We start from the raw sequence: 22,054 nt of genomic DNA, 5'->3' as shown, positions 1-22,054 counted from the left end.
TAGCGGGGAGGCGGGGTACGTTGCAATTTGAGGACAGCCTGACGAAAGTCACCATATCGTGTTGCAAATGCGGCAATGTCGGGGTCAAAAACACAATATATTGTGTTGCAGCATGGTGCATTGCACCAACGCCCTGCCCCATTTTGCATCAACCGGCCGCGGGTGCCTGACACGGCCAGAATGCATGACGACATCCATGAAAAAAGCGGACCGAAGTCCGCTTTTTTTGTTCAACCCGGCCAGCTTGCCCACCCTGGGGTGCGCCAGCAGGTCAACCAATGGTCATGGCTTAGTGATGGTGGCCGTGTTCGCCGTGCACGTGGCCGTGGGCGATTTCTTCATCGCTGGCTTCACGCACGTCGGTCACCTTGCCCACAAAACGGATGGTCATGCCGGCGAACGGGTGGTTGGCATCCACAGTCACTTCGTTACCGTTGATTTCGGTCACGCGGAACAGCATTACGTCGCCAGTGGCAGGATCATCGGCTTCGAACATCATGCCGGCTTCCACTTCCATCGGGAACACGTCTTTGGTTTCCTTGCGCACGAGTTCCGGCTCGTATTCGCCGAATGCGTCGTCGGGCGCCATGGTGACGTCAATGGAATCACCCTTGGCTTTACCGTGCAGCGCTTCTTCTACCAGCGGCAGGATGTTGTCGTAACCGCCGTGCAGGTAAACGATGGGGTGTTCGGTCTTGTCGAGCAGCTTGCCCTCGGTGTCGAACATCTCATAGTTCAGCGTTACAACCGTATCTTTGGCGATTTGCATCGGGTTTATCCTAACTGTTTAACAAGTGAAAGTATTTCCGCCGCGTGCCCTTTGGGCAGCACGTGGTAGAACGCGTGACGGATTACGCCCTGCCGGTCGATGACGAAGGTAGAGCGTTCAATAGCGTATTTTATCATGCCCGCCGCCATGGTTTCTTTTAAAACATGGTAAAGACGGCTGACTTCTCCTTGCTCGTCGGACAACAACCCGAATTCAATGCCGTGTTCGTCCTGGAATGCCTCGTGCGAGAGGCAATCATCCAGACTGACACCCAGCACGATCGTGCCCAGCGACTTGAATGTTTCCGCCCGGTCTGAAAACTCGACCGCTTCTGTAATACCGCCTGGCGAGTGGTCTCTGCTAAAGAAATAGAGCACCACATGATGCCGCCCCTGGTAGTCCGACAACCGGATCAGTTGCATGCTGGCATCGTGTAAAGCAAAGTCAGGCGCAATTTCCCCGTTTTTGAGCATGCCGGCTCCTTCGCATGGTGGGATAATAAAGGCCGTGTTTTTCTACTGTTATAGCCAAGTCAATGAACAAACAACTCCTCGGTGGACTGACCGCTGCGCAATTTCTGGCCGAATACTGGCAAAAACAGCCATTGCTTATCCGCAATGCCTGGCAGGATTTTCCGGAGCTGATCGATCTGCCCAGGTTGATTGGCCTGGCGCAGCAAGACGATGTCGAATCGCGCCTGATCGAATACCGCAACGATCGCTGGAAGCTGGAGAACGGCCCGTTCCGCCCCAGCCGGTTCGAACACCTGCCCGAGACCGACTGGACCATGCTCGTGCAAAACGTCAATCATCATGTCCCCCACATTGCCGACCTCTTGTATGAGTTCAACTTTCTGCCCTACACGCGCCTTGATGATCTGATGATCTCTTACGCGCCGCCCGGCGGCACGGTGGGTCCGCATTACGACTCTTATGACGTGTTTTTGTTGCAGGTAGGCGGCAAAAAACGCTGGCAGATTTCCAGCGACGATGCCGGCAACTTTGTTGAAGACGCCCCCATCCGCGTACTGAAAGATTTTACGTCAGAACAAGAGTGGATTCTGGACCATGGCGACATGCTCTATCTGCCACCCAAATATGCTCATTATGGCGTGGCGCTGGAACCTGGCATGACTTATTCAATTGGTTTCAGAGCGCCCACTGAACAGGAAATCGTCGGCAAATTCCTGGAATACCTGCAGGACGAATTACGCCTCTCGGGCATTTATGGCGACCCTGAACGCACCCCGACAGATCGCCCTGGTGAAATTGATCTGGCCTTTGTCCGCAAAATTGAAACCATGCTCAAGCAATTGACCTGGACCGAAGGCGATGTACGCAAATTCATCGGTCGCTATTTCACCGAGCCCAAAGCGCATGTCTTTTACAATCCGCCCGAAGAACCGCTGGATTTCGAAGAATTTGCGGAACAAGTCAACGAACACGGTGTCCACCTGGACCTGAAATCGCAAATGCTGTACGAAGGGGATCAGGTCTTTATCAACGGCGAAGAGCTGGAAGTCGCCCCTGCGGCACTGGAAACACTGCGCCAACTGGCGGATGTCCGCCGTTTGCCCGCAGCCAGCTATGATGACGACATTCTTGAAGCCCTCTATACCTGCTACGACTACGGGTACTTGCATGCCGGCAAAATTTGATACGTACAAAGATTATCGGGAGCAAACACTCATGCTGCTGCAAAGCGCGCGTGAGAGCCTGACCCTGTACGAACACGACTTCAGCGCTTGCGGTTTTTCAGACCGCGCCGTGGCCCAGGCGCTGAATGATTTGCTGGTCCGCAACCCGGCCGCGCAGGTCCGTCTGCTGGCGCGCTCGGCCGATTACATCGCCGCGCAATGCCCCCTGCTGCTGCAATTGGCCAATGTGCAGAGCCAAAGATTCATCCTGCATTTAGTCAATACGGATATGCCAACGTTGTTAACGCCATTTATGCTGGCCGATATGCAACGATTTGTAAGACGTTGTCACTTTGATTGGGCCAAAGGCGAGACAGATGATGATCCGCAAGAGGTAACGCGCCTGCGTCAAGCCTTTGATCTTGCTTGGGAATGTTCTATACCGTCATCAGACTGGCGCAGGCTTGATTTATAAGGATTTGACGATTGTTGTAAAAATCTCTACGTGCCGCACTTTGGTGCGCCAGGGACGCTACCCTTTTATTCAAATCGTGCTAGAATTCCGCCCGTCGGTCGTCAGTGATGTAACTGGTTTCCAAATAGCCATCGATCAACGGTCGATAGCCAAACAACTGCTGTATTGAAATTTACTTGTCCAACCCATTCTGCTAAAGGTAAGAAGAATGAAACAGTCTCTGCTCGTTGCTGCCCTGCTGGCCCTGGCCCTCACCGCTTGCGGCAAGAAAGATGAAGCCCCTGCTGCTGACGCTTCCGCTCCGGCTGCTGAAGCTTCCGCTCCGGCCGCTTCCGACGCTGCTGCTGCTCCGGCTTCCGACGCTGCTGCCGCTTCTGACGCTGCTGCTGCTCCGGCTGCTTCCGACGCTGCTGCTTCGGACGCTTCCGCTGCCAAGTAATTCTTGGTGCGCAAGCAAAAAAGCCGACCGCAAGGTCGGCTTTTTGTTTTTCTGGCGCCCTTGCAGCGTCAGCCTGGCCTGACCAGATAACCCCGTCATTCACCTGGTTGCTTCGGCAAAAACCGGCAGCCCGGATATTGTTCCTGCCAGATATTGCATGACCACACACATCATCATTCCCCGCTGGATCATTCCTGTTGAGCCCCGGGCCACAGTACTGACCGATCACGCCCTTGTGATGCAAGGCCAGAAAATCAAAGCCGTCCTGCCGGTCTCACAGGCATTGCAGCAATACCCGGATGCAGAACGCCGCCACTTGCCGCAGCACGCACTGCTGCCCGGACTGATCAATTTGCACGCCCACTCCGCCATGACCTTGCTGCGCGGCTATGCCGACGACCTGGCCTTGATGACCTGGCTGAACGATCACATCTGGCCCGCCGAGGGCAAGTTTGTCTCGGACGAATTCGTGTTTGATGGCACGCAACTGGCCATCGCAGAAATGATTGCCGGCGGCACCACCTGCGCCAACGATATGTATTTTCACCATGGTGCGGTCGCCCGGGCGGCGCTTGGCAGCGAGTTCCGCATGATGGTGGGCTGCTCCATCCTGGAATTCCCCACGCCTTACGCCAGCAACGCCGACGAGTACACCCGCAAGGCCATCGCCTGCATGGATGAATACAAGGGCGAGCCACTGGTGGGCTTCACCCTCGCCCCGCATGCGCCGTACACGGTAAGCGACGACACCTTCAGCAAGATCATCATGCTGGCCGATCAACTGGACGTCGGCATTCATTGCCACATTCACGAGACGCAAGACGAGATCGCCAGCAGCCTCAAAGAACATGGCGTACGCCCGCTGGAACGCCTGGCGCGGCTGGGCCTGTTGGGCAACCAGTTGATCGCGGCGCACATGGTACACACCACCAGCGACGAGATCGCCTTACTGGCAAAACACGGCGTGAATGTCTCGCACAACCCGGCATCCAACCTGAAGCTGGCCTCCGGCCTGGCGCGCATTGCCGATCAGGTCGCCGGTGGCATCAATGTGGGCATTGGTACCGACGGCGCCGCCAGCAACAACAAACTGGATATGTTTGCCGAGATGCGCCTGGCTGCACTGCTGGCCAAGGGTCAGAGCGGCAACCCGGAGGCCCTGCCCGCGTGGCAGGCACTGGAAATGGCCACCCTCAACGGGGCAAAGGCACTGGGCTGGCAGGACCGCATCGGCAGCCTCAGCGCTGGCAAGGACGCCGACATGATCGCGGTGGATCTCTCTCTGGCCGGCACGCAGCCGTGCTACGATCCGGTATCCCATCTGGTTTACGCCGCCGACCGCAATCAAGTCAGCCATGTCTGGATTGCCGGCCGGGAAATCTACACCCAAGGCCTTTACGCCAGTCTTGATCATCAGGAAGTGCTGACCCGCGCCCGCCGCTGGCAAGCACGCATGCAAGGACAAACAGCATGACCGAACACCAGGCCAATCAGGATCACGCCGCGGAGCACGAACACGTGCTGAACGCCGACGCCGCAGAGATCGCCAAGTTTTCCGCACTGGCCCACAAATGGTGGGACAAGACCAGCGAGTTCAAACCGCTGCACGACATCAACCCGCTGCGCCTGGGGTTTATTGAGGACAACGCCGGGCTGACCGGCAAGAAAGTGCTGGATGTCGGCTGCGGTGGCGGCATTCTGGCCGAAGGCATGGCCGCCAGCGGTGCCCAGGTCACCGGCATTGATCTGGCCGATAAATCGCTCAAGATCGCCAGGCTGCATCTGCATGAATCCGGCCTCTCGGTCGAATATCGCAAAGTGCCGGTCGAAGATCTGGCCGCAGAGGCCCCGGCGTCTTTCGACGTGGTGACCTGCATGGAAATGCTGGAGCACGTCCCCTCGCCGGCCAGCGTGATTGAAGCCTGCGCGCGCCTGTGCAAGCCGGGTGGCTGGGTGTTTTTCTCTACGCTGAACCGCAATGCCAAAAGCTACGCGCTGGCCGTGCTGGGCGCCGAATACATCATGGGCATGCTGCCCCGCGGCACGCACGACTATGCCAAGTTCATCAAACCGTCTGAACTGGGCCGCATGACTCGCAACAGCGGGCTCGATACCGTGACCCTGACCGGCATGACCTACAACCCGCTGAGCAAGGTTTACAAGCTGGGCGAAGACACCGATGTGAACTACATGGTGGCTTGCCGCAAGCCGCTGTAACGCCCTCGCCCAATTGCCCCATCGCCACGCACCTGACATGACTCAACCCGCACGCGCCGTATTGTTTGATCTGGATGGCACCCTTGCCGACACCGCCCTCGACCTGGGCGCCGCGCTCAATCTGCTGCTGGCAGAAGAAGGCCTGCCGCCACAGCCGTATCAGGCCATCCGCCCGGTCGCCTCGCACGGCGCGCGCGGTCTGATTGGTCTGGGCTTTGGGGTCACGCCGCAGCAAGCCGACCAGTTCATCGCCCTGCGCGACCGGTTCCTGGCGCATTACGCGTTGCATCTGGCCGATAGCACCGTGCTGTTTGATGGCGTTGCTCCGCTGATTGAGGCCATTACACAGCGCGGCTGGCGTTGGGGCATTGTCACCAACAAGCCCGCGCGCTTTACCGACCCGCTGGTAGCACGCCTGCCACTGCCGATCGCGCCGGGCGTGGTGGTGTCCGGTGATACCGTGGGCGTACCCAAACCAGACCCCAAGCCGATGTATCACGCCGCCGAAATGCTGGGCGTCGACCCCGCGCACTGCATTTATGTGGGCGATGCGGAACGCGATATCGAAGCCGGCCGCCGCGTGGGCATGACCACCGTTCTGGCCAGCTACGGCTATATTGCAGCGTCTGACCAACCCGATGCCTGGGGCGCCGATCTGACCATCAGCCACCCGCTGGATTTGCTGGCCCACCTGCCGGCATAAACCGCCAGGTTACCCCCTGCGCACAGCAAAAAGCCCGGACATTGATCCGGTCTTTTTTGTTGGCATTTGATTGGCGCCTGGCCAGATCAGCGGTTCACATCCACCACAAAGCGCCCTTGATGCTTGCCTTGCAGGATCATTGCTGCGGCTTGCGGACAATCAGCCAGCCCGATCTTGGTGGTCACTGCGTTCAGCGTGGCGACATCCACATCTGCTGCCAGCCTGGCCCACGCCGCAAGGCGCTTTGCCTTGGGCGCCATCACGCTATCCACGCCATACAACGTCACTCCGCGCAAAATAAACGGCGCCACGGTCGCCGGGAAATCCATCCCCTGAGCCAGACCACACGCTGCGACCGCCCCGCCATACCGCACTTGTGCACACGCATTGGCCAGCGTGTGGCTGCCTGCGGAATCGACCACGCCAGCCCACGTCTCTTTTTGCAGCGGCTTGCCGGCAACGGCAAACGCCTGGCGATCCAGCACCGCAGTTGCACCCAGTTGTTTCAGGTAAGCCTCAGACTCCGGCTTGCCCGTCAGTGCCGTCACCTGGTATCCGGCACGGGCCAGCAAAGCAATCGCAAACGACCCCACGCCCCCCGTTGCCCCTGTCACCAGCACCGGGCCATCTTCAGGTTTGAGACCATGCTGCGCCAGTGCCAGCACGCACAGCGCCGCGGTATAACCCGCCGTACCCATCGCCATGGCCTGCTCTGCCGTAAACGCCGTGGGCAGCGGAATCAGCCAGTCCCCATTCAGCCGCGCTTTTTGCGCCAGGCAACCCCAGTGTTTCTCTCCCACGCCCCAACCGTTGAGCACGACACGATCACCCGGTTGGAAATCCGGATGCGATGACGCCGTCACCACGCCGGCACCATCCACCCCTGGCACCATGGGCCATTGCCGCACAATGGGGCTGGCATTGCCAATCGCCAGCGCATCCTTGTAATTGAGCGTAGAAAATTCGACATCGAGATCGACATTGCCCACAGGCAGAGCGGATTGATCCAGCTCCGCAATCTTTGCGGAAAAAACCTCTGCTTCTTTGCTCAGCAACAGCGCTTTAAACATGCATCCTCCGGTTTTGCCGTATTGGCCCGTCCTGGTGCTTGCACCAAAGTAACCGCCGTCAACCCAGGCCGCGTGGCAAGCAGTTTGCGCGCCCGGCCGTTTTAGCTCAACGTCATTTATGCGCGGCCCCAACCCAGTGCTTGACGCCAATCAACGTCTTTACACTGACCCGCCACGGATCACACCATGAATCTTTACCTGCGCCTGCTCTGGCTCATGCTGTTTGGCCGCCGCCGCAGCGCCTGCCCCACCCTCGGCCCCTGCCGCACCCCGTATCAGGTCTACCCCAACGACCTGGATATCTTTCGCCACGTGAACAACGGCCGCTATTTCACCATGCTGGATCTGGCCCGCGTCGACCTGATGCAACGCTCCGGCCTTGCCGACAAGGTTGCAGCGGCAGGCTGGTTTCCCGTGGTCTCCATGGAAACCATGCACTTCAGAAAAGCGCTCAAGCTCTGGCAACGGTTTGAAGTACAAACCGTGGTGCTGGGCTGGGACGAAAAATCGTTTTTCCTGGAACACCGCATTGAACGCAAAGGCGAAACCATCGGCATCGCCTATATCCGCGCCCGTTTTCTGCGCAAAACCGGCGGCTCTGTCGCCTCGCAAGAACTGATGGCACTGGGCGGCATCACCCACGACAGCCCGCCGCTGCCAGAATGGCTGGCCAACTGGGGCAACGCCATGACTGAGGTGGAATAAACACGAGGGCTGACCAGAACGCCCGTTCCAGGTTATACTGACCCTTCTTCATCTGGGGCCGCCATGGTTTCGACGGGGGTTACAAAGCGGATGGGGGCATGCCGGGATCTCAGTTCCCCGTAAAACACTGAACCAAGATAGTCGCAAACGACGAAACTTACGCTCTGGCTGCTTAATGCACCGGACTCTGCACTGCTTCTCCCCTCGGGTAGACCGGGTAACCGGTAGCAGAGTCATTTAGAGGGGATCGCGCTGCATCGGGTCACTTGATGTAGTGTCAAATTAAGGTGACTCGCCCGAGACAAGCCCGCCCGCCGGCTCGTTGAAGGTTAAATCCAGTTGGCACGGCTAAGCATGTAGAACTCTTCGTAGAGGACTTCCGGACGCGGGTTCGACTCCCGCCGGCTCCACCAGTTCATCCAGTCATGACGTGTCATGGCTACCCAAAAACCCCTGTAAAGCTCTGCTTTCAGGGGTTTTTTATTGCCGCCGTCCGTCAAGAAGGGTCATGCGGTCTCATGACATGTCACAGGTTTAGGGGTAGCTTTAGGGGTATCGAGGCGGTCTCACCGCCATTCATCTCCAACATACCCCTACCGGTGATCAGTAGTGCCCCGTCAGACCAAGCCTCTTACCGATACAGAATGCAAGCAGGCCAAGCCTGGAGAAAAGGACCGCAAGCTTTTTGATGGCGGCGGTCTCTACCTGCTGGTCAAAGCCAACGGTTCCCGTCTGTGGCGTCTGAAGTATGTGCGCCCAAACGGCAAAGAGGGTCTTATGTCGTTGGGCGCGTACCCGGAGATTTCGCTGGCTGGTGCGCGAGCAAAACGTGATCAGGCTAGGTCGATGCTTGCCCAGGGGCACGATCCACAAGAAGATCGCGCGCGCGCCAAAGAGGCGGCAGCGGTGGCTGCCAGCAACTCATTTGAATCAGTAGCCCGCGTCTGGTTTGAAAAGTTCATGGGGGGCAAATCGGAAAGCCACCGTGAGCGGACGTTAAACCGGCTGGAAACAGACATCTTTCCCTGGCTGGGGAAACGCCCGGTTTCTGACATCCGCCCCCAGGAGATACTGGCCTGTCTTCATCGGATTGAGGCACGCGGGGCGATTGAAACTGCCCATCGCGTACGCTGGTCATGTTCCAAAGTTTTCCGCTTTGCCATCGCGTGCGGCATTGCAGAAACCGACCCTGCCGACTTACTCAAGGAAGCCCTTACTCGCCCAGACCCGAAGTCATTTGCAACGATCACAGACCCGGTAAAAGTGGGCACATTGATGAATGCGCTGGATAGTCTGGAAGCCTCTTTGATCGTTCGTTGTGCGGCAAGGCTCGCGCCGCTCGTATTTGTACGCCCCGGTGAACTTCGGCAAGCAGAATGGTCAGAGATTGACCTGGAAAAAGCAGAATGGCGCATCCCAGCCCACAAGATGAAAAGTCGCGCGGTCCACATTGTGCCGCTCTCACGCCAAGCAATCGCCATCTTGGAAGAAATACGCCCGCTAACTGGTAATAGCGACGGTCGTTACGTCTTCCCTGGAGAACGTACCCGCGAACGCCCCATGAGCGAGAACACCGTGAATGCTGCTTTGCGCCGCTTGGGTTACAGCAAGGAAGAATTCACTGGTCACGGCTTCCGCAAAACGGCATCCACACTGCTGAATGAATCGCAATGTTGGCATCGTGATGCCATTGAACGCCAGCTTGCCCACGGCGAACGTGATGAAATTCGCGCCGCATATAACTACGCCGAACACCTCCCCGAGCGCATCCAGATGATGCAGTGGTGGGCTGACTATCTCGACAAGCTCAAGTCTGGGGCAGATGTCTTTTCTATATCCCCAAGGGCCGCCTGATCGCCGAGATCTCCTGAAGGGCTTACCCCGTTTTCTGTTCGCTGTCCCTTCCCAGTCCGGGCCTCCCGGACTCTTTGTGTTTTATTGCACATGGAGAAAGTACTGTGATTGATCCGGAAGAAGAACAAAAGCACTTTGCAAGTATTCCTGAGGTGATGAACACGATTGCCTCCATTACAGGTCGCAGCCCGCAACAAGCGGCTGATTGGTTAAACATCAACATGTGTCGTGCCCCTGAATGGGTCGCATTGCCAAGGAAGTTTTGCACCAACGGCACGGGCATGGTGGATGCCTTGCACGGATCGGATGAAAAGGTCTATTTAATGCTGTCCGCCTTTGCCGCCAACGGGAAAATCCTGTATGACGCGCCCCCTGATGCCGCTCAGATATACGAATGGCGGACAGTGGCATCGTTTCAGCAATCCACGCTCCGTTTTTACGGTTTCTCCCTGGAGGCTGTTTCTCCTTTACTTGTACAACTCGCGCAGCACACGCAACAGAAACTACTCAATGGCCAACATGACTATTTCGCTCAACCGGACCTGCCCCTGATCACCAAGCTGCTCAACATGAAAGAGGTTCTTGCCGAATTGGCTACAGCCAAGACGGAGCTTGAACAATATGGCAGTCGAGAACAGGGGGTGTGTGAGCGCGAACAGGAAGCCGAAAATCTCTGCGCAACGGCAAATGCCCTGATTGCTGAGCTGGAGCTGGATAAGCAGGTACCCGTAGGCAGCAAGCCACCAAAAATGAAAAAACAAGTCCGGGTGATAGTCGCTATCGCTGAAGCCCTGGATATTGACCTGATGGTAACTACTGACGAGGACAAGGCGAGAATCCAACAGTCCTGCCTCAAGCTGGATGAGGTGTTCTCGGCCAACTCCTTCAAGCGCGCCTGGCAAGTCGCACTGAACTTGAAAATCATCGTGCGCAAAGCAACTGAGAAACCGGCTAAACAATAGCCGATTTACCTTGCAATTTACCCTTGGGCGCATGCCCTGGGCGCTGTTTTTTAATGAAAATGAAAGCGCCCAGGCTTCAACGCCCAAGCCTCATTCTGATGTCCTTGTCGGGCCGCCATCAAGACGGCTCACTGGAAATCAGATCATGTCATACACCGTCATTCCACTGCCCGAAACGGGCTTTGTCCGCCTCCCCGTTCTGATCGGCGATACTCGAACCGGTCGGCCTGGCTTGCTCCCCTTTTCTGAAGCGACCTTGTGGCGCATGGTCCGGGCTGGTTCGTTCCCCTGCCCGGTCAAGCTGTCCGAACGCATTACGGCCTGGAAGGTGGAAGACATCCGCCAGTGGCTGAAAGAATTCAATCAAACCAAATAAGGATGCGCGATCATGAAAAAGAAAAACCGCCATCCGAATTTTCCGAACAGCGGCCAGAAAGAACTGTTCGGCCATGATACTGCTGGCGCTGCAAGTGATGAACCGCCGACTGTGACTGGTCAAGCCGCTATCGTCCTTGAGCTGATTCGCAACGGCCCGGTTACATCGTTGCAATTGATTGTTGACTACACCATCACGAACGCTAGCACGCGCATTACTGAGCTGCGGAGGATGGGGTTCAACATTGAGACCAATATCCTCAAGTCGGTGACGTTCAGGGGGCGTATCCGCAGCGGGATTGCATCCTATACGTTGGGTAAGCCGGAATGGCTTCTGCCGGACCCAAAGTAATAGGCATTGAGCTCGGAGCCAATCATGAACGGACGTAACCCAAGAGGAAGGCAAAAGTTCAGTGGGCGTTTTGTCATGTTTTCTGAGGTGGTATTAACCAGCGAAGTGGTTGCCAACCTCAGCGGGCCCGCATCCAAGCTTCTTTTGGATGCTTGTAGTAAGTATCGACATGGCAGAAATGGAGACATCAGCCTGGTGTTTTCTGACTTGCAGACAAACAGGAGTTGGCGATCCAAGTCCACGTTGAACAAGGCTCTAAAAGAACTTATGGCCGCTGATTTACTTGTAAAAACCCGCCAAGGCTACAAAAAGAAATGCAGTTTATATGCCTTGGGGTGGCTGCCCATCGATGCATGCGGTGGCAAGCTTGATGTACTGCCTGGAAAGTATTGCAGTAACAGATGGCTTGCTACGGTCCCGCTGATGCCGCCAAAACAAAAATCGGCCAGTACACCTACTGTACCTAAACCGGAGGGAAACCGTATTTAAAGTACGGATATTGAACCCATAAAACAGGCGCCTTTGGTTTTTAGTACGCATTCCGTACCAAAAACCAAGGGTTGCCCTTTTTTAAGGTTCGCTAACCGTACCCCTCTTTAGAATCACCATCTTGAGGCAGCTCTGTTAGCTGCCGACTTCAGAACTACGCGGTTTCATGAACTGTATTTTGGGCAGCCACAATTGCAGGCAGCAGCCATTAGCAAGGTCAAGCTGTTTTGATGCCATCACGCACCGCATCGGGCCGCGGTCGTTTAGCAAACTTCGACTCATGACGCAGTTGCTTCTTACCTACGGACAGTCCTTGTACGGGGCATCATATGCCGGAGGTTGGGGTGCGGGCGTACTCCACAAGTGTTCCTCGAGGGCGACATACCACGGGTGCCCTTCCGCTGACATTTGGTTGATAGCGTTCATCTGGGCGTACCTAGCGGCCATTGAGTAGTTATCCCCGGTTATTGCGTCCAGCCCAAAGATTTCCTCGTACAACGCGTTAAGCCTGTCCTGATAGTCACGCACGGGGATGATTACCTGTGCTGGCAAGTGTTGCAGTTTGTCCGTGCTCTCGGAGTACCGGGTAAACGTGGGGGAATTTTTTTCCAGCTTGGATATGTCTTCAGCCAGTGTCATTAGGCCAGCCGGCGGCGGGGCGTACTGCAAGGCGTTCGCCCCATCCTTCAGCATCTGGGCCAACTTTACGAGGTCATGCTTAATCATAGCCTTCCGCCGTTTCTCATTGTCTAGCGGTAACACCACTGCGCCAGGGTGCTTCGCCAAATACTGATAATCGTCTGCGTCGTAGATAAGCGTCAGGATGTCTTTAAGCATCAGCTCCAGTGCATGCCGTTGAAGCATCAGCAAGGGAATACAGAGCTGATCAAGGTCATTTACCTCGGTGGCCTTTTCCAGCATGCACGCAGATGCCCGCATGTAGGCCGCCAAGTAGTTGAGGGGAATGTGTTCACCACCCACACGGGCCACGCCCTTAGCAAGGTCTGCTGCTTCATGCTCTGGGTTACGGGTTTGCATGAGAGCGTATGGTCCAGGCCGGGGATTACTCCAGATGGGCTCTTGCAGCCGTTTAAAGGAGCTGGGTTTGCTTTCGTTGCTCATTCGCCCACTCTCTCGTCCCAGATTGCATTAATGCGGTCTATAAGCGCATCTATGTCGGCCTGCGCGTGCAAGGTGTAAGCCGGTAAAGTTTGAATGGTGCGTCCCAGAATGGCCGTCGCCATTTTCAAAAACCCGAATGTCACCGCACGAGCGGGTTGGTCTCGGTAGCGCAACTCTCCAACCCCGGCATGCCTTGCCAGGAGTGACACAAACTGGTTATGCGTGTGGGCACACAACACCCGATAGGCAACATAATCGTGCTCCAGCCCGGCGTTAAGAAGGGTGGTTTCCATATTCTCCTGCTCGAAGCCCAGTGCGCGAAGCTCCTGATACTTTTGATCTGCTTCGTCTTTGATCCTGTGCATATCAGCTAATGCCGCCGCATCATCCTGCATATCGGGCACTAGCAGATACCTGCGAAAGGTCTCTCTGTTCTCACGGGCAGCTTTGAAGTGCAACTGGTTAAGATAGTCGGCATTTGCCACTAGGTTAAGCAGGTCTGCCAGTGACTCCAGCATGGGCCGTATCAGGATGGGTGCTTGCGTAGCGGAGCCAGCATCCACAAGCTGCAACATGGCCACGTATTGCTCGCAAATGGTCAGGCAGAGACATTGCCCCACCCTTGCCTCCCCGCTGTCTTGTACCTCGGTGACAAGCAGTACGGCTTCTACTGCGTCTTTGATTTCGTGTGACGCCTGAATAGCACCTTCAAGGTTTGGCATGTTCTCTGGCCTCGGGATTGAGTGAGATTTGTACGCTATGTGGCTAAAGTTGCAGTTAATGTGACTCGTGGGCGAGACAGCAAATTGGTATACGAAAAGCGAAAAAAAGTGAGCAAATGCCCCTTGGGGGGCCCAAAATGCTGCAAAAACATCACTAGAACGACGGAAAACATACGTTTATTGTCAAAAAGTATGCACATTTCACCCGCTTAGAAAGCGCGCCAGCGCTTGATCTCACTAATTTAACTATTGATTTCGTATGGGCAAGGCACTCACTACAGATTTTCTCCGCCTGGACGTACGCCATCTCAAACGTGAAGGCCTGCTAATTGCCGGGAAAAATACGTTGTTGGGCCAACCTGAGCCAAACGGTGCCGAGCCCAAACCCTTGATCCAAATAATGGGAGGTCAAGGTGGGGTCAATGTTCGATATTTCTGGGAAGCTGGTGGCCAGAAGCGGGATGTAGTGCAATCGATCTACCTCGACAGCAGCGCCTGCCATTATGGTAATACCCGCCCTTGGTTTCTTTGTCCGATCTGCGAACGCCGCGTTGCATTACTCTATCTGAGCGAAAACATCTCTTGCCGCAAATGCAAAAAGCTTGCTTATCCGGTTCAAAATGTCGGCAAGCTCACCCGGCAGATTTATCGGATGCACGCGCTGGGCAGACGTATTGGCACCAAACCGGGATTAACGTCAGATTTACGTTTTCGCCCAAAAGGTATGCATGTTCGCAGGTACCAGAAGCTGGCGCTGCTCTATGCAGAAAAGCGACTCTCCGTGCTCAATACAATTAACGGCTATGTCAACAAGCTCGCTCAACAGGTAATGAAAACTTAACCTAGCAACGCGCAATTCAAACTCATTACACGTCACTAGGTAAGCGAGCTAATTCAAATACCGCAACTAGCAAAGTAAGAACATCTCACTTCATTGGGGCTGTTTTTCAGCTTCTGTTGAAGTACGAACCTCATCAATGATTCGCTTAGCCTTCTCCCCTGCTGCCTCTACTTCGTTTTTCACCACTTCCTTGGCATCAGGCAATGCATCTTTTGCAAGTTGAATGACGCGATCAGCAAATTGGGGCACAGTATTGACTGCTTGCCGAATTACATCAGAGTCAAGAAGCGCATGCCAAGGACTCCCATGGTTGGTTTCGTCCATGACCCGTAAAGGAATTTCCTCAAGACGCGTCAACGCGGAAGAAAAAAGTCGTGACTGGAAAGTTGGATCAAGTCGTACTGCCTCTTGACGATAGCCCTCATACGCTTTGGAAATTGAGGCCTTATATGCATAATCCTCAGCAAGTTTAAACCGTTGGCCAATCTGTTTAGTCGCTAGCCATGCGAACCAAAACGGCCCACCAATGCTGAGAATGGATAGTACAAAATCGACCCAGATAGCGGTACTACTCTGCCCCTGAGACGCAGCGGCCTTGTCGATCATGGCGGTTAAGCGATCTAACTGTAAATATCCGACAAAACCACCTCCAGCCAGTGCGCCAATCAAGCCGAATACCCATACCCACACCGATTGTGTCAGCGAATCTGCACGGTCTTTAAATGCGGATGCTAACCCTTGGCTCGTGTTGGCTCGGTATGCTTCATCTGCTCGATCAAGAGTTTTCTCAGCACGTTCATGAAGCTCCGCCAAGTCCTTTATCTTTTCCATCAAATCGGATACCGCATTCTTAGCGGTACCTTGCATTTTTAAAATCTCGCCGGCCGTTGACTCCACGCGCTCCCGCTTCTCATTCAGGCTCGCAAGGTCTTCTGGCAATTGGGCCATCGCGCTTTGTGCAGCGATGATGTAATCAACACCAACATTTAGCCCATTAAGCCGAGGCTGAAGCTCCTTCAAGAGATTCTCACCAGCACGTAGTGCCGTTCGCATTTTTTTTGCGGCGGCAACGTCATTGGATAAATCTTCAGGCTTTGGTAGCTTGCTAGTTCGGGTGAACTCAAGCCTGTCTACTTGGGAACGAATTGCTTCCAATAACGATAGAATTACCGCGACTCCCACAGGAGGGTTTCCTGGTAGTTGAGGTAATACGTTTTGGCGAGTCCATCCTACACGTGTAGCCAACAGATTTAGCTGAGTTGCTGTTGCCTCAACTGATTCTGGCTGAACGGATTTGATCTCAATCAACACCCGATCATTAAGTAAACTAAATGATTCGGCGAGTTCCGCACGAGTTACTGATGGGTAACTCCAGTTATTGTGTTGGGCGCTGAATGGCTGATCGACCGGTGTGACGGAAAGTAGCGAAGCAATGAATTCTTCCAGTTCGGATGGCAGAGTCGTGGTTGCAGAATCGGCTGACAAAATAACCTCTTATTAGTAGAGTTTTTAAATGGCGGGGAGCCCAAACTACCTTGGGGATGATAAACCAAGACAGAAACTGACCAGCGCACAGGCGATGCATGTGGGTCATTGAAGTCACACCCCGAGCCAAGAACGCACCACCTCGTGGACGAGAGGCAGCATGACGAGCGAGCGACGGGTCAATGGTCATGATCTTGTTTAGGATCAGGCTTTGCACTGTCGACCCAGTGATTTAGCGGCCCCCTCTGCTACTCAGCGATACTGCCAAGCACCTACTCCAGCCAAGCCCTAAGTGATGGTGAAGCAACTACATCCAACAAATGCACGAAAATTAGCTACCGCTTATCTGTCCTGGTGCGACCTTTTGCCGCTGTTTGAGCAGTACATCCTGCTTAAAATTTGAGCATCTTTATTGCAGGATGCAGAACATGGGATGGGGTTTTAGAAAATCGGTCAAGCTAATGCCTGGTGTTCGCTTGAACTTCAGCAAGAGCGGTGTGAGCACTTCTATTGGCGGAAAAGGGTTTACCTACAACACACGCGGCAGAATAACGGCCAGCGTACCGGGAACCGGCATTCGATACAGCACCAACACCAACGCCAAGAGGCAATCTCGTTCATCTGTAGCCTCCCTGGCTGCTAGCTCTGGGACATCCGGCCTCACGAAGAAAGAGCAGGACAATCACGAGTTCATGCTGAAGCTGCGCGGCAACACATTTGAGGCCGTGCAAGATTACTTCTTCTCACACGGGATTTTAGCTGACCTGGATTCTTACGATGAAGCCACGGCTCAAGAAGAACATAGCGAACTATTCGCAAGTCTCGAAGATCAGTTTGAAACGGTGAGCGATGCAGCCCGGATGATGAACGATGTGGGCACGCTATCATTGGCAAGTAAAGAACAAGCAATGCGCGCCGCCTACGCCATCGAGAAAGCTCTTGGTGCTAAAAAAGGCGCTACATCCGGTCTCAAAGATGCAGTTGAACAGGTTCAGCAAGCGCAGGCCGCTATCCCCCAAAAGCCAATCTATGTAACCCTTGTAATCTGGACTTTGATACTCGGCGGTTTGTGCGTAGGTATGCACGCCACAATCTGGCATTACGCTATCGTGCTGCCTGTACTGCTAATCGGAGTCGGAAAGCGCCTGGTCTATAAACATAAACTTCGTGGGGCTCTGCGCAGGCTTGATGAGGCAAACTACCAACTTGATAAGCTTTCTCCCGTTGAACTCAGTTCAAGGTCGATGATTAAGCTTGAATAGCCCAAGAGGCACGACGCAGCGCGAACGTTCGTCGGCCATGCTTTGAGTTGCCAGGGTGCAGACGCTCTCCTGACACGAAGCACGAGTTGGATAAGGGTCTACCCCGAAATTTTAGGGGTACTCTTAGGGGTACATTGATCAGATCAGGTTTTTAAACTCAGGAAAAATGCGGGTAATAGCAGAATTTTCGACTCCCGCCGGCCCATCACATCGAGACAAAACCCTGATTATTCAGGGCTTTTTCTTTTTTCACATTGCCCCTCACATCACCCCGAACAGCGCAGTGGCTTCAGTTCGATGCCAGCCCGGGCTCAGGCCGCATCACCGGCTAGCCGCCGTTTGCAGGCACCCCCTAAAAAGCGTCCGCAACAAAATCTCCAAATGCCCGCACTCTGGCCGCGTGTCGTCGTTCTGGCGGGCTGACCAGGTGGATGGGGGATGCGGGTGGGTGCCAGTCGGTCATCAGGCGGGCTATTTCGCCACTTTGCAGTTCCGGGCCAAGCAGCCAGTCTGGCACGTAGCCGATGCCCATGCCGGAGAGGATGGCAAAGCGCATGACTTCACTGCTGTTGGTTTGCAGGCATCCTTGCACCGCGACGCTCTGGCTGGTGCCCTCGGGCGCGGTGGCGCCTGCAGCTGCGGTAAAGCGCCACAGGTTGCGGGTAGAAAGGCCCGTGTAGATCAGGCAATTGTGTTTGCCCAGATCCTGCGGGCTGGTCGGGGCGGCAAGGCCGTGAGGGAGTTGCCGAAGGTAGTCTCTGTGCGCGACCAGTAGCCGGTGCGAGGTGCCAACGCGGCGCGCGACAAGGCCACTGTCCGCCAGCTCGCCAATGCGGATAGAGACATCAATGCCTTGTTCGACAAGGTCGATAAACCCGTCGTGCAGTTGAAGGTCGACCTTCAAGCCAGGATGTTTTGCCATGAACATCTGCACCAGCGGCATCAACTTGAGCCGGCCAAAGCCCACCGGTGCGGCGATGCGGATCAAGCCCTGTATCTGGCCAGTGCCCTGGCGCAGCGTTTCTTCCGCGCCTTCGATTTCCACCACCAGACGGCGGACTTGTTCGAAGTAGCGCTGCCCTTCTTCGGTCAGTGAGAGCGAGCGTGTGGTGCGGCTGAACAGCCGTGCGCCGAGGTCACGCTCCAGCGCAGCCACTTGTTTGCTGACCGCACTCTGGGTCATCCCTGCCTCGCCGGCCACGGCAGAAAAACTGCCCGCCTCGGCCACGCGTACAAAGGTTTTCATTGCGGATAGCTTGTCCACCTGATGCCTTATTCATTCTTTAATGGAATGATTTATACAACTTCAGCATATCTAGTTCAAATCTTTGGAATCAATCAAAGTGAGTGCCGTGGCAAGACCTGAACCCAAAGGAGAACTTCATGACTACGCAAACCGTTCTGATTACTGGCGCACTGACCGGCATTGGCCGCGCTACTGCGCTGGCGTTTGGCAAGCTCGGCGTGAACATTGTGGTGAGCGGCCGGCGGCCGGAAGCTGGCCAGGCGCTGGCGGCAGAATTGCGCGCCCTGGGTGCGCAAGCCGAATTCATCAAGGCGGATGTGACACAAGAGGTCGAAGTACGAGCGCTGATCGAGGGAGCCGTCGCCCGGTTCGGGCGCCTTGATGTGGCGGTGAACAACGCCGGTGTGGAGGGCCAGAACAAGCCGGTGACCGAACAGACTGAACAGAACTACCGCGATACGTTTGAAACCAATGTGCTGGGTGCGCTGCTGTCCATCAAGCATGAGATGCGCGTGATGCAGGCGCAGGGCGCGGGCGCCATTGTCAATCTGTCGTCGATTGCCGGCCAGGTGGGCATGGTTGGGGCATCGGTTTATGTGGCCAGCAAACATGCCGTTGAAGGGCTGACCCGCAGCGCCGCACTGGAAGGCGCACCGGTGGGTGTGCGGGTGAACGCCGTGGCGCCTGGCCCGGTGCAGACGGATATGCTGGAGCGTTTTCTGGGGCGCGATGAAGCGGTCAAGAACGGGTTTCTGGCCAGCATTCCCGCCCGGCGCGCTGCAACGCCGGAAGAAATTGCCGAGACTATCGTGTGGCTGGCGTCTGACAAGGCCCGTTATCTGACCGGGCAGTCTGTGGCGGTGGATGGCGCTTATACCGCCCAGTAAGCGCTGCCACAACGGGATGAGCCGATGCCTGGATTGTCCCGAAACATGGAACAGGTCACAGCGCGAGGCTGTGGCCTGTTTTCAGGATTGCGGTGATGGCCCCGGATTGAAGCGTTGCGCCTGAAAGAAGCGGATTCGCCCGGCCTTAAACTTTGCGGGTGAATTGCTGCTCGGTAACCGTGCTGCCCCACTGCGTGCCCTCTTCTTCCCACGCAAGCGTAAAGCCAGATGACTCATACAACCGGCGTGCGGCATCCAGCCCTTTGAAGGTCCATAGCTGGGTTGCGCTGAAGCCCTTCTCATCACAGAACTCGACGGCCTTCGTCAGCAGTTCGCGGCCTATGCCGGAGCCGCGACAACCGTCATCCAGAATGAACCAGCGCAAGTGCGCCTCGTTGTTGCCCAGATCCTGGCCGTCAATCGCAATCGACCCGACAATGCGTCCGTTTTGCACTGCCGCCCAGATCTGGTTCACCGGTTGGTCCAGTCGTGGCACAAACTCTGCAACGCCCGCAGCCACCTTGCTCTCGAAGAATGGCCCAAAGTGCCAGTGCCGGGAATAAAAATCAGCGTGCATCTGGGCAATCCGCCCCACCAGGCCCGGCCGGTATCCCGCATGAATCCCGATCGGGTTGGCAACAGCTTCATGGGGTCGCTGGTTGCGCTGTTTCAACGCGTTCGCATAGGCCCCGAGACCTTGTGCCACGACAAGTTGCTGATCAGCGTCCAGCTGGCCAAGGGCCGAGATCACTTGCTGTTGCCCATGCGTGTGGATGTCGACGATGGTCTTTTTGCCTTGTGTGGTGAGCGCAAGTTGCTTGAAGCGGCCGTCATCCATGGCGCCGGTTTCTTCAATCTCGCCCGCCTCAATCAGCTTGCCCACCATCCGGCTCACACTGGATTTCTCCAGCCCGAGGGCTTGTACCAACTGGGCTGCCGGCATGGCGCCGTGCATATCAATCTCTAACAAGGCATGCACTGCAGACGGGGAATAACGCGTCCCGGCCAGCGTAGACTTCATGAAACCCAGCTCACGCACCATGGTGCGCGATGCGGCACGGATGTCTTCGACCAGATTGGGGTTGATGCTCACTGCGGCATATCCTTGGCAATCAGTTGCAATATACAACTACATGCGCAAAGCATACGGCAACATGGTTGTACATTGCAACTACAAGGCGGGTGCGATGATTAGCGCATGGCTGCTCATGGCAATGTTGGCGCCAAAGCGTTCCCAATCCGCATAGTGTTGCCGGTATTGCATAAACGCTGCCAAAGCCACTGCATTCACCTGTGGGGCATCCGTGTTTCTGAATGGGCGAATCAAGGCCGCTGCGGCTTGCACCAGTTTCTCCGGGGGTTGCACTACTGAACGGGGGCGATATGCAATAATCGGCACTCTTTTACACGGGGCTGATAATGACCGCAATCATTCTGGATGGCAAAGCTGTTGCAGCACGAACCGAGGAAGAACTGGCAGCACGCGTGGCGCGCTTCAAGGGCGCAACAGGTGGCCGCACTCCAATCCTGGCGACCATCCTGGTTGGGGATGACCCGGCATCAGCCACCTACGTGAAAATGAAAGCCAATGCTTGCGCGCGCGTGGGCATGGACTCCCTCCGGATCGAGCTGCCAGCGTCAACCACAACAGATGAATTGCTGGCGCAAATCCTGGCGCTCAATCGCAATCCCGACGTGCATGGCATCTTGTTGCAACACCCCGTTCCCGCCCACATCAACGAACGGGCGTGCTTTGATGCCATCTCCGGGCACATTGATGTTGATGGCGTAACCAGCCTTGGGTTTGGCCGGATGACGATGGGTGAATCTGCCTATGGCAGCGCCACGCCGGGCGGCATCATGCGGCTGTTGGCGGCCTATGGCATTGAACTGCCGGGCAAGCATGCGGTGGTGGTGGGCCGCAGCCCTATTCTGGGCAAGCCTATGGCCATGATGCTGCTCAACGCTGATTGCACCGTGACCATTTGCCATTCCCGTACCGTCAACCTGCCGGACCTCGTCAAACAGGCTGACGTCGTCGTTGGCGCTGTGGGCAAACCGGCCTTTATCAAAGCGGAATGGATTAAAGACGGCGCGGTGGTGGTTGATGCCGGCTATCACCCTGGCGGTATTGGTGATATTGAACTGGCACCCCTGACGCATCGGGTGGCCGCATACACACCGGTACCTGGCGGCGTTGGACCGATGACCATCAATACGCTGATTGCGAATTGTGTAGATTCAGCGGAGAAAGCGCTTGAGCAGAAGAGATGAATCTGGCGAGAGGACTGACGCATTACTCAAGGCGGGCCTGCCAGATGGCGACGCTGTACTCTGCCCCGAGAGCGAGATGGTCAATGCTGTCATTGGCTTGACCTCTCAACGCGATTTTGCAGGCTGCAACGACCAGGAACCTACCACCATGTCCGGCAATAACTCAATT

24 protein-coding genes and 1 other RNA gene are annotated in these 22,054 nt (G+C 55.8%); 17 read left to right on the top strand and 8 right to left on the bottom strand.

Annotated elements, in window-relative coordinates; genetic code table 11:
- Nucleotides 1-289: 289 nt before the first annotated feature.
- Together IEX57_RS01805 and IEX57_RS01800 are read right to left on the bottom strand one after the other, a co-directional pair.
- Entirely contained in the window at nucleotides 290-769 is a 480-nt protein-coding gene (locus IEX57_RS01805; protein ID WP_188701728.1) for an FKBP-type peptidyl-prolyl cis-trans isomerase, read from the bottom strand.
- A 5-nt stretch (nucleotides 770-774) separates the two neighbouring features.
- Entirely contained in the window at nucleotides 775-1,242 is a 468-nt protein-coding gene (locus tag IEX57_RS01800; RefSeq protein WP_188701726.1) for a peroxiredoxin, read from the bottom strand.
- Between the two features lie 62 nt (nucleotides 1,243-1,304).
- Here IEX57_RS01800 and IEX57_RS01795 point away from each other — a divergent pair, with 62 nt between their 5' ends.
- From IEX57_RS01795 to IEX57_RS01770, 6 genes are all read left to right on the top strand, one after another.
- Nucleotides 1,305-2,426, top strand: coding sequence for a ribosomal protein uL16 3-hydroxylase (locus tag IEX57_RS01795; protein WP_188701724.1), 1,122 nt, complete (start codon nucleotides 1,305-1,307; stop codon nucleotides 2,424-2,426).
- Nucleotides 2,329-2,880, top strand: coding sequence for a DUF7931 domain-containing protein (locus IEX57_RS01790; RefSeq protein ID WP_444544638.1), 552 nt, complete (start codon nucleotides 2,329-2,331; stop codon nucleotides 2,878-2,880). The genes IEX57_RS01795 and IEX57_RS01790 overlap by 98 nt, the downstream gene beginning before the upstream one ends.
- A gap of 208 nt (nucleotides 2,881-3,088) precedes the next feature.
- Complete coding sequence (locus IEX57_RS01785) at nucleotides 3,089-3,319, top strand: hypothetical protein (RefSeq protein ID WP_188688704.1); 231 nt, start codon at nucleotides 3,089-3,091, stop codon at nucleotides 3,317-3,319.
- A gap of 157 nt (nucleotides 3,320-3,476) precedes the next feature.
- On the top strand, nucleotides 3,477-4,793 hold the full coding sequence (locus tag IEX57_RS01780; protein WP_188701720.1) for a TRZ/ATZ family hydrolase: 1,317 nt from the start codon (nucleotides 3,477-3,479) through the stop codon (nucleotides 4,791-4,793).
- Nucleotides 4,790-5,536, top strand: a complete 747-nt coding sequence (gene ubiG, locus IEX57_RS01775; protein ID WP_188701718.1) for a bifunctional 2-polyprenyl-6-hydroxyphenol methylase/3-demethylubiquinol 3-O-methyltransferase UbiG — start codon at nucleotides 4,790-4,792, stop codon at nucleotides 5,534-5,536. Before IEX57_RS01780 ends, ubiG begins: the two co-directional genes overlap by 4 nt.
- Nucleotides 5,537-5,573: 37 nt before the next feature.
- Nucleotides 5,574-6,239, top strand: coding sequence for an HAD family hydrolase (locus IEX57_RS01770; protein ID WP_188701716.1), 666 nt, complete (start codon nucleotides 5,574-5,576; stop codon nucleotides 6,237-6,239).
- A gap of 86 nt (nucleotides 6,240-6,325) precedes the next feature.
- Here the strand turns inward: IEX57_RS01770 and acuI are convergent, their stop codons facing one another.
- Nucleotides 6,326-7,309 (bottom strand): acrylyl-CoA reductase (NADPH), encoded by a 984-nt coding sequence (gene acuI / locus IEX57_RS01765; protein WP_188701714.1) that lies wholly within the window; start codon nucleotides 7,307-7,309, stop codon nucleotides 6,326-6,328.
- A 186-nt stretch (nucleotides 7,310-7,495) separates the two neighbouring features.
- Here acuI and IEX57_RS01760 point away from each other — a divergent pair, with 186 nt between their 5' ends.
- The 7 genes from IEX57_RS01760 to IEX57_RS01730 all read left to right on the top strand — a co-directional run bounded on the left by IEX57_RS01760 (nucleotide 7,496) and on the right by IEX57_RS01730 (nucleotide 12,046).
- A complete protein-coding gene (locus IEX57_RS01760; RefSeq protein WP_188701712.1) occupies nucleotides 7,496-8,014 on the top strand; it encodes an acyl-CoA thioesterase in 519 nt (172 codons plus the stop codon).
- Nucleotides 8,015-8,068: 54 nt separating this feature from the next.
- Nucleotides 8,069-8,427, top strand: a transfer-messenger RNA (tmRNA) gene (ssrA, locus tag IEX57_RS01755).
- 196 nt (nucleotides 8,428-8,623) lie between these two features.
- On the top strand, nucleotides 8,624-9,868 hold the full coding sequence (locus tag IEX57_RS01750) for a tyrosine-type recombinase/integrase (RefSeq protein ID WP_188701710.1): 1,245 nt from the start codon (nucleotides 8,624-8,626) through the stop codon (nucleotides 9,866-9,868).
- 104 nt (nucleotides 9,869-9,972) lie between these two features.
- Entirely contained in the window at nucleotides 9,973-10,830 is an 858-nt protein-coding gene (locus IEX57_RS01745; protein ID WP_188701708.1) for a hypothetical protein, read from the top strand.
- Nucleotides 10,831-10,975: 145 nt separating this feature from the next.
- Nucleotides 10,976-11,206 carry a helix-turn-helix transcriptional regulator gene (locus IEX57_RS01740; protein ID WP_188701706.1) on the top strand — a complete coding sequence of 77 codons (231 nt, stop codon included), beginning with the start codon at nucleotides 10,976-10,978 and terminating at the stop codon, nucleotides 11,204-11,206.
- A gap of 12 nt (nucleotides 11,207-11,218) precedes the next feature.
- The gene (locus tag IEX57_RS01735) at nucleotides 11,219-11,557 is read left to right on the top strand and encodes a helix-turn-helix domain-containing protein (RefSeq protein WP_188701705.1); all 339 of its coding nucleotides are present in this window, start codon (nucleotides 11,219-11,221) and stop codon (nucleotides 11,555-11,557) included.
- Nucleotides 11,558-11,581: 24 nt separating this feature from the next.
- Nucleotides 11,582-12,046: a hypothetical protein gene (locus IEX57_RS01730; RefSeq protein ID WP_188701703.1), complete on the top strand. Its 465-nt coding sequence runs from the start codon at nucleotides 11,582-11,584 to the stop codon at nucleotides 12,044-12,046.
- A gap of 300 nt (nucleotides 12,047-12,346) precedes the next feature.
- On the opposite strand, the gene IEX57_RS01725 is transcribed toward IEX57_RS01730, so the two are convergent.
- Together IEX57_RS01725 and IEX57_RS01720 are read right to left on the bottom strand one after the other, a co-directional pair.
- Entirely contained in the window at nucleotides 12,347-13,084 is a 738-nt protein-coding gene (locus IEX57_RS01725; protein WP_188701701.1) for a hypothetical protein, read from the bottom strand.
- An 80-nt stretch (nucleotides 13,085-13,164) separates the two neighbouring features.
- A complete protein-coding gene (locus IEX57_RS01720; protein ID WP_188701699.1) occupies nucleotides 13,165-13,890 on the bottom strand; it encodes a DUF5677 domain-containing protein in 726 nt (241 codons plus the stop codon).
- A gap of 259 nt (nucleotides 13,891-14,149) precedes the next feature.
- On the opposite strand from IEX57_RS01720, the gene IEX57_RS01715 reads away from it, so the two are divergent.
- Entirely contained in the window at nucleotides 14,150-14,731 is a 582-nt protein-coding gene (locus tag IEX57_RS01715; RefSeq protein WP_188701696.1) for a hypothetical protein, read from the top strand.
- A gap of 90 nt (nucleotides 14,732-14,821) precedes the next feature.
- On the opposite strand, the gene IEX57_RS01710 is transcribed toward IEX57_RS01715, so the two are convergent.
- Nucleotides 14,822-16,216: a hypothetical protein gene (locus IEX57_RS01710; RefSeq protein ID WP_188701694.1), complete on the bottom strand. Its 1,395-nt coding sequence runs from the start codon at nucleotides 16,214-16,216 to the stop codon at nucleotides 14,822-14,824.
- Between the two features lie 428 nt (nucleotides 16,217-16,644).
- Between IEX57_RS01710 and IEX57_RS01705 the strand changes: the two genes are divergently transcribed.
- Nucleotides 16,645-17,478, top strand: a complete 834-nt coding sequence (locus IEX57_RS01705; protein WP_188701692.1) for a DUF4236 domain-containing protein — start codon at nucleotides 16,645-16,647, stop codon at nucleotides 17,476-17,478.
- A 352-nt stretch (nucleotides 17,479-17,830) separates the two neighbouring features.
- Here the strand turns inward: IEX57_RS01705 and IEX57_RS01700 are convergent, their stop codons facing one another.
- On the bottom strand, nucleotides 17,831-18,724 hold the full coding sequence (locus tag IEX57_RS01700) for a LysR family transcriptional regulator (protein WP_229708595.1): 894 nt from the start codon (nucleotides 18,722-18,724) through the stop codon (nucleotides 17,831-17,833).
- Between the two features lie 137 nt (nucleotides 18,725-18,861).
- Here IEX57_RS01700 and IEX57_RS01695 point away from each other — a divergent pair, with 137 nt between their 5' ends.
- A complete protein-coding gene (locus tag IEX57_RS01695) occupies nucleotides 18,862-19,611 on the top strand; it encodes an SDR family NAD(P)-dependent oxidoreductase (RefSeq protein ID WP_188701688.1) in 750 nt (249 codons plus the stop codon).
- A 145-nt stretch (nucleotides 19,612-19,756) separates the two neighbouring features.
- Here IEX57_RS01695 and IEX57_RS01690 read toward each other — a convergent pair whose 3' ends face one another.
- Nucleotides 19,757-20,704: a helix-turn-helix domain-containing GNAT family N-acetyltransferase gene (locus IEX57_RS01690; protein ID WP_188701686.1), complete on the bottom strand. Its 948-nt coding sequence runs from the start codon at nucleotides 20,702-20,704 to the stop codon at nucleotides 19,757-19,759.
- A 326-nt stretch (nucleotides 20,705-21,030) separates the two neighbouring features.
- Between IEX57_RS01690 and folD the strand changes: the two genes are divergently transcribed.
- Nucleotides 21,031-21,885 carry a bifunctional methylenetetrahydrofolate dehydrogenase/methenyltetrahydrofolate cyclohydrolase FolD gene (folD, locus tag IEX57_RS01685; protein ID WP_229708593.1) on the top strand — a complete coding sequence of 285 codons (855 nt, stop codon included), beginning with the start codon at nucleotides 21,031-21,033 and terminating at the stop codon, nucleotides 21,883-21,885.
- Nucleotides 21,886-22,054 lie beyond the last annotated feature (169 nt).

Origin of the sequence: Silvimonas iriomotensis (assembly GCF_014645535.1) — a bacterium.
GTDB classification, from domain to species: Bacteria; Pseudomonadota; Gammaproteobacteria; order Burkholderiales; family Chitinibacteraceae; genus Silvimonas; species Silvimonas iriomotensis.
Note: the sequence above shows the minus strand (reverse complement) of the source record. Positions and strands in the feature narration are given on the sequence as shown.

Excerpts from the sequence above, each read along its gene's own strand:
- folD (WP_229708593.1), top strand. The coding sequence starts at position 21,031 with ATGACCGCAATCATTCTGGATGGCAAAGCTGTTGCAGCACGAACCGAG.
- IEX57_RS01795 (WP_188701724.1), top strand. The coding sequence starts at position 1,305 with ATGAACAAACAACTCCTCGGTGGACTGACCGCTGCGCAATTTCTGGCC.
- IEX57_RS01715 (WP_188701696.1), top strand. The coding sequence starts at position 14,150 with ATGGGCAAGGCACTCACTACAGATTTTCTCCGCCTGGACGTACGCCAT.
- IEX57_RS01790 (WP_444544638.1), top strand. The coding sequence starts at position 2,329 with ATGTCCGCCGTTTGCCCGCAGCCAGCTATGATGACGACATTCTTGAAG.
- IEX57_RS01770 (WP_188701716.1), top strand. The coding sequence starts at position 5,574 with ATGACTCAACCCGCACGCGCCGTATTGTTTGATCTGGATGGCACCCTT.
- IEX57_RS01700 (WP_229708595.1), bottom strand. The coding sequence starts at position 18,724 with ATGAAAACCTTTGTACGCGTGGCCGAGGCGGGCAGTTTTTCTGCCGTG.
- IEX57_RS01785 (WP_188688704.1), top strand. The coding sequence starts at position 3,089 with ATGAAACAGTCTCTGCTCGTTGCTGCCCTGCTGGCCCTGGCCCTCACC.
- IEX57_RS01740 (WP_188701706.1), top strand. The coding sequence starts at position 10,976 with ATGTCATACACCGTCATTCCACTGCCCGAAACGGGCTTTGTCCGCCTC.
- IEX57_RS01730 (WP_188701703.1), top strand. The coding sequence starts at position 11,582 with ATGAACGGACGTAACCCAAGAGGAAGGCAAAAGTTCAGTGGGCGTTTT.
- IEX57_RS01735 (WP_188701705.1), top strand. The coding sequence starts at position 11,219 with ATGAAAAAGAAAAACCGCCATCCGAATTTTCCGAACAGCGGCCAGAAA.
- IEX57_RS01800 (WP_188701726.1), bottom strand. The coding sequence starts at position 1,242 with ATGCTCAAAAACGGGGAAATTGCGCCTGACTTTGCTTTACACGATGCC.
- IEX57_RS01725 (WP_188701701.1), bottom strand. The coding sequence starts at position 13,084 with ATGCAAACCCGTAACCCAGAGCATGAAGCAGCAGACCTTGCTAAGGGC.
- IEX57_RS01805 (WP_188701728.1), bottom strand. The coding sequence starts at position 769 with ATGCAAATCGCCAAAGATACGGTTGTAACGCTGAACTATGAGATGTTC.
- IEX57_RS01695 (WP_188701688.1), top strand. The coding sequence starts at position 18,862 with ATGACTACGCAAACCGTTCTGATTACTGGCGCACTGACCGGCATTGGC.
- IEX57_RS01760 (WP_188701712.1), top strand. The coding sequence starts at position 7,496 with ATGAATCTTTACCTGCGCCTGCTCTGGCTCATGCTGTTTGGCCGCCGC.
- ubiG (WP_188701718.1), top strand. The coding sequence starts at position 4,790 with ATGACCGAACACCAGGCCAATCAGGATCACGCCGCGGAGCACGAACAC.
- acuI (WP_188701714.1), bottom strand. The coding sequence starts at position 7,309 with ATGTTTAAAGCGCTGTTGCTGAGCAAAGAAGCAGAGGTTTTTTCCGCA.
- IEX57_RS01780 (WP_188701720.1), top strand. The coding sequence starts at position 3,477 with ATGACCACACACATCATCATTCCCCGCTGGATCATTCCTGTTGAGCCC.
- IEX57_RS01705 (WP_188701692.1), top strand. The coding sequence starts at position 16,645 with ATGGGATGGGGTTTTAGAAAATCGGTCAAGCTAATGCCTGGTGTTCGC.
- IEX57_RS01720 (WP_188701699.1), bottom strand. The coding sequence starts at position 13,890 with ATGCCAAACCTTGAAGGTGCTATTCAGGCGTCACACGAAATCAAAGAC.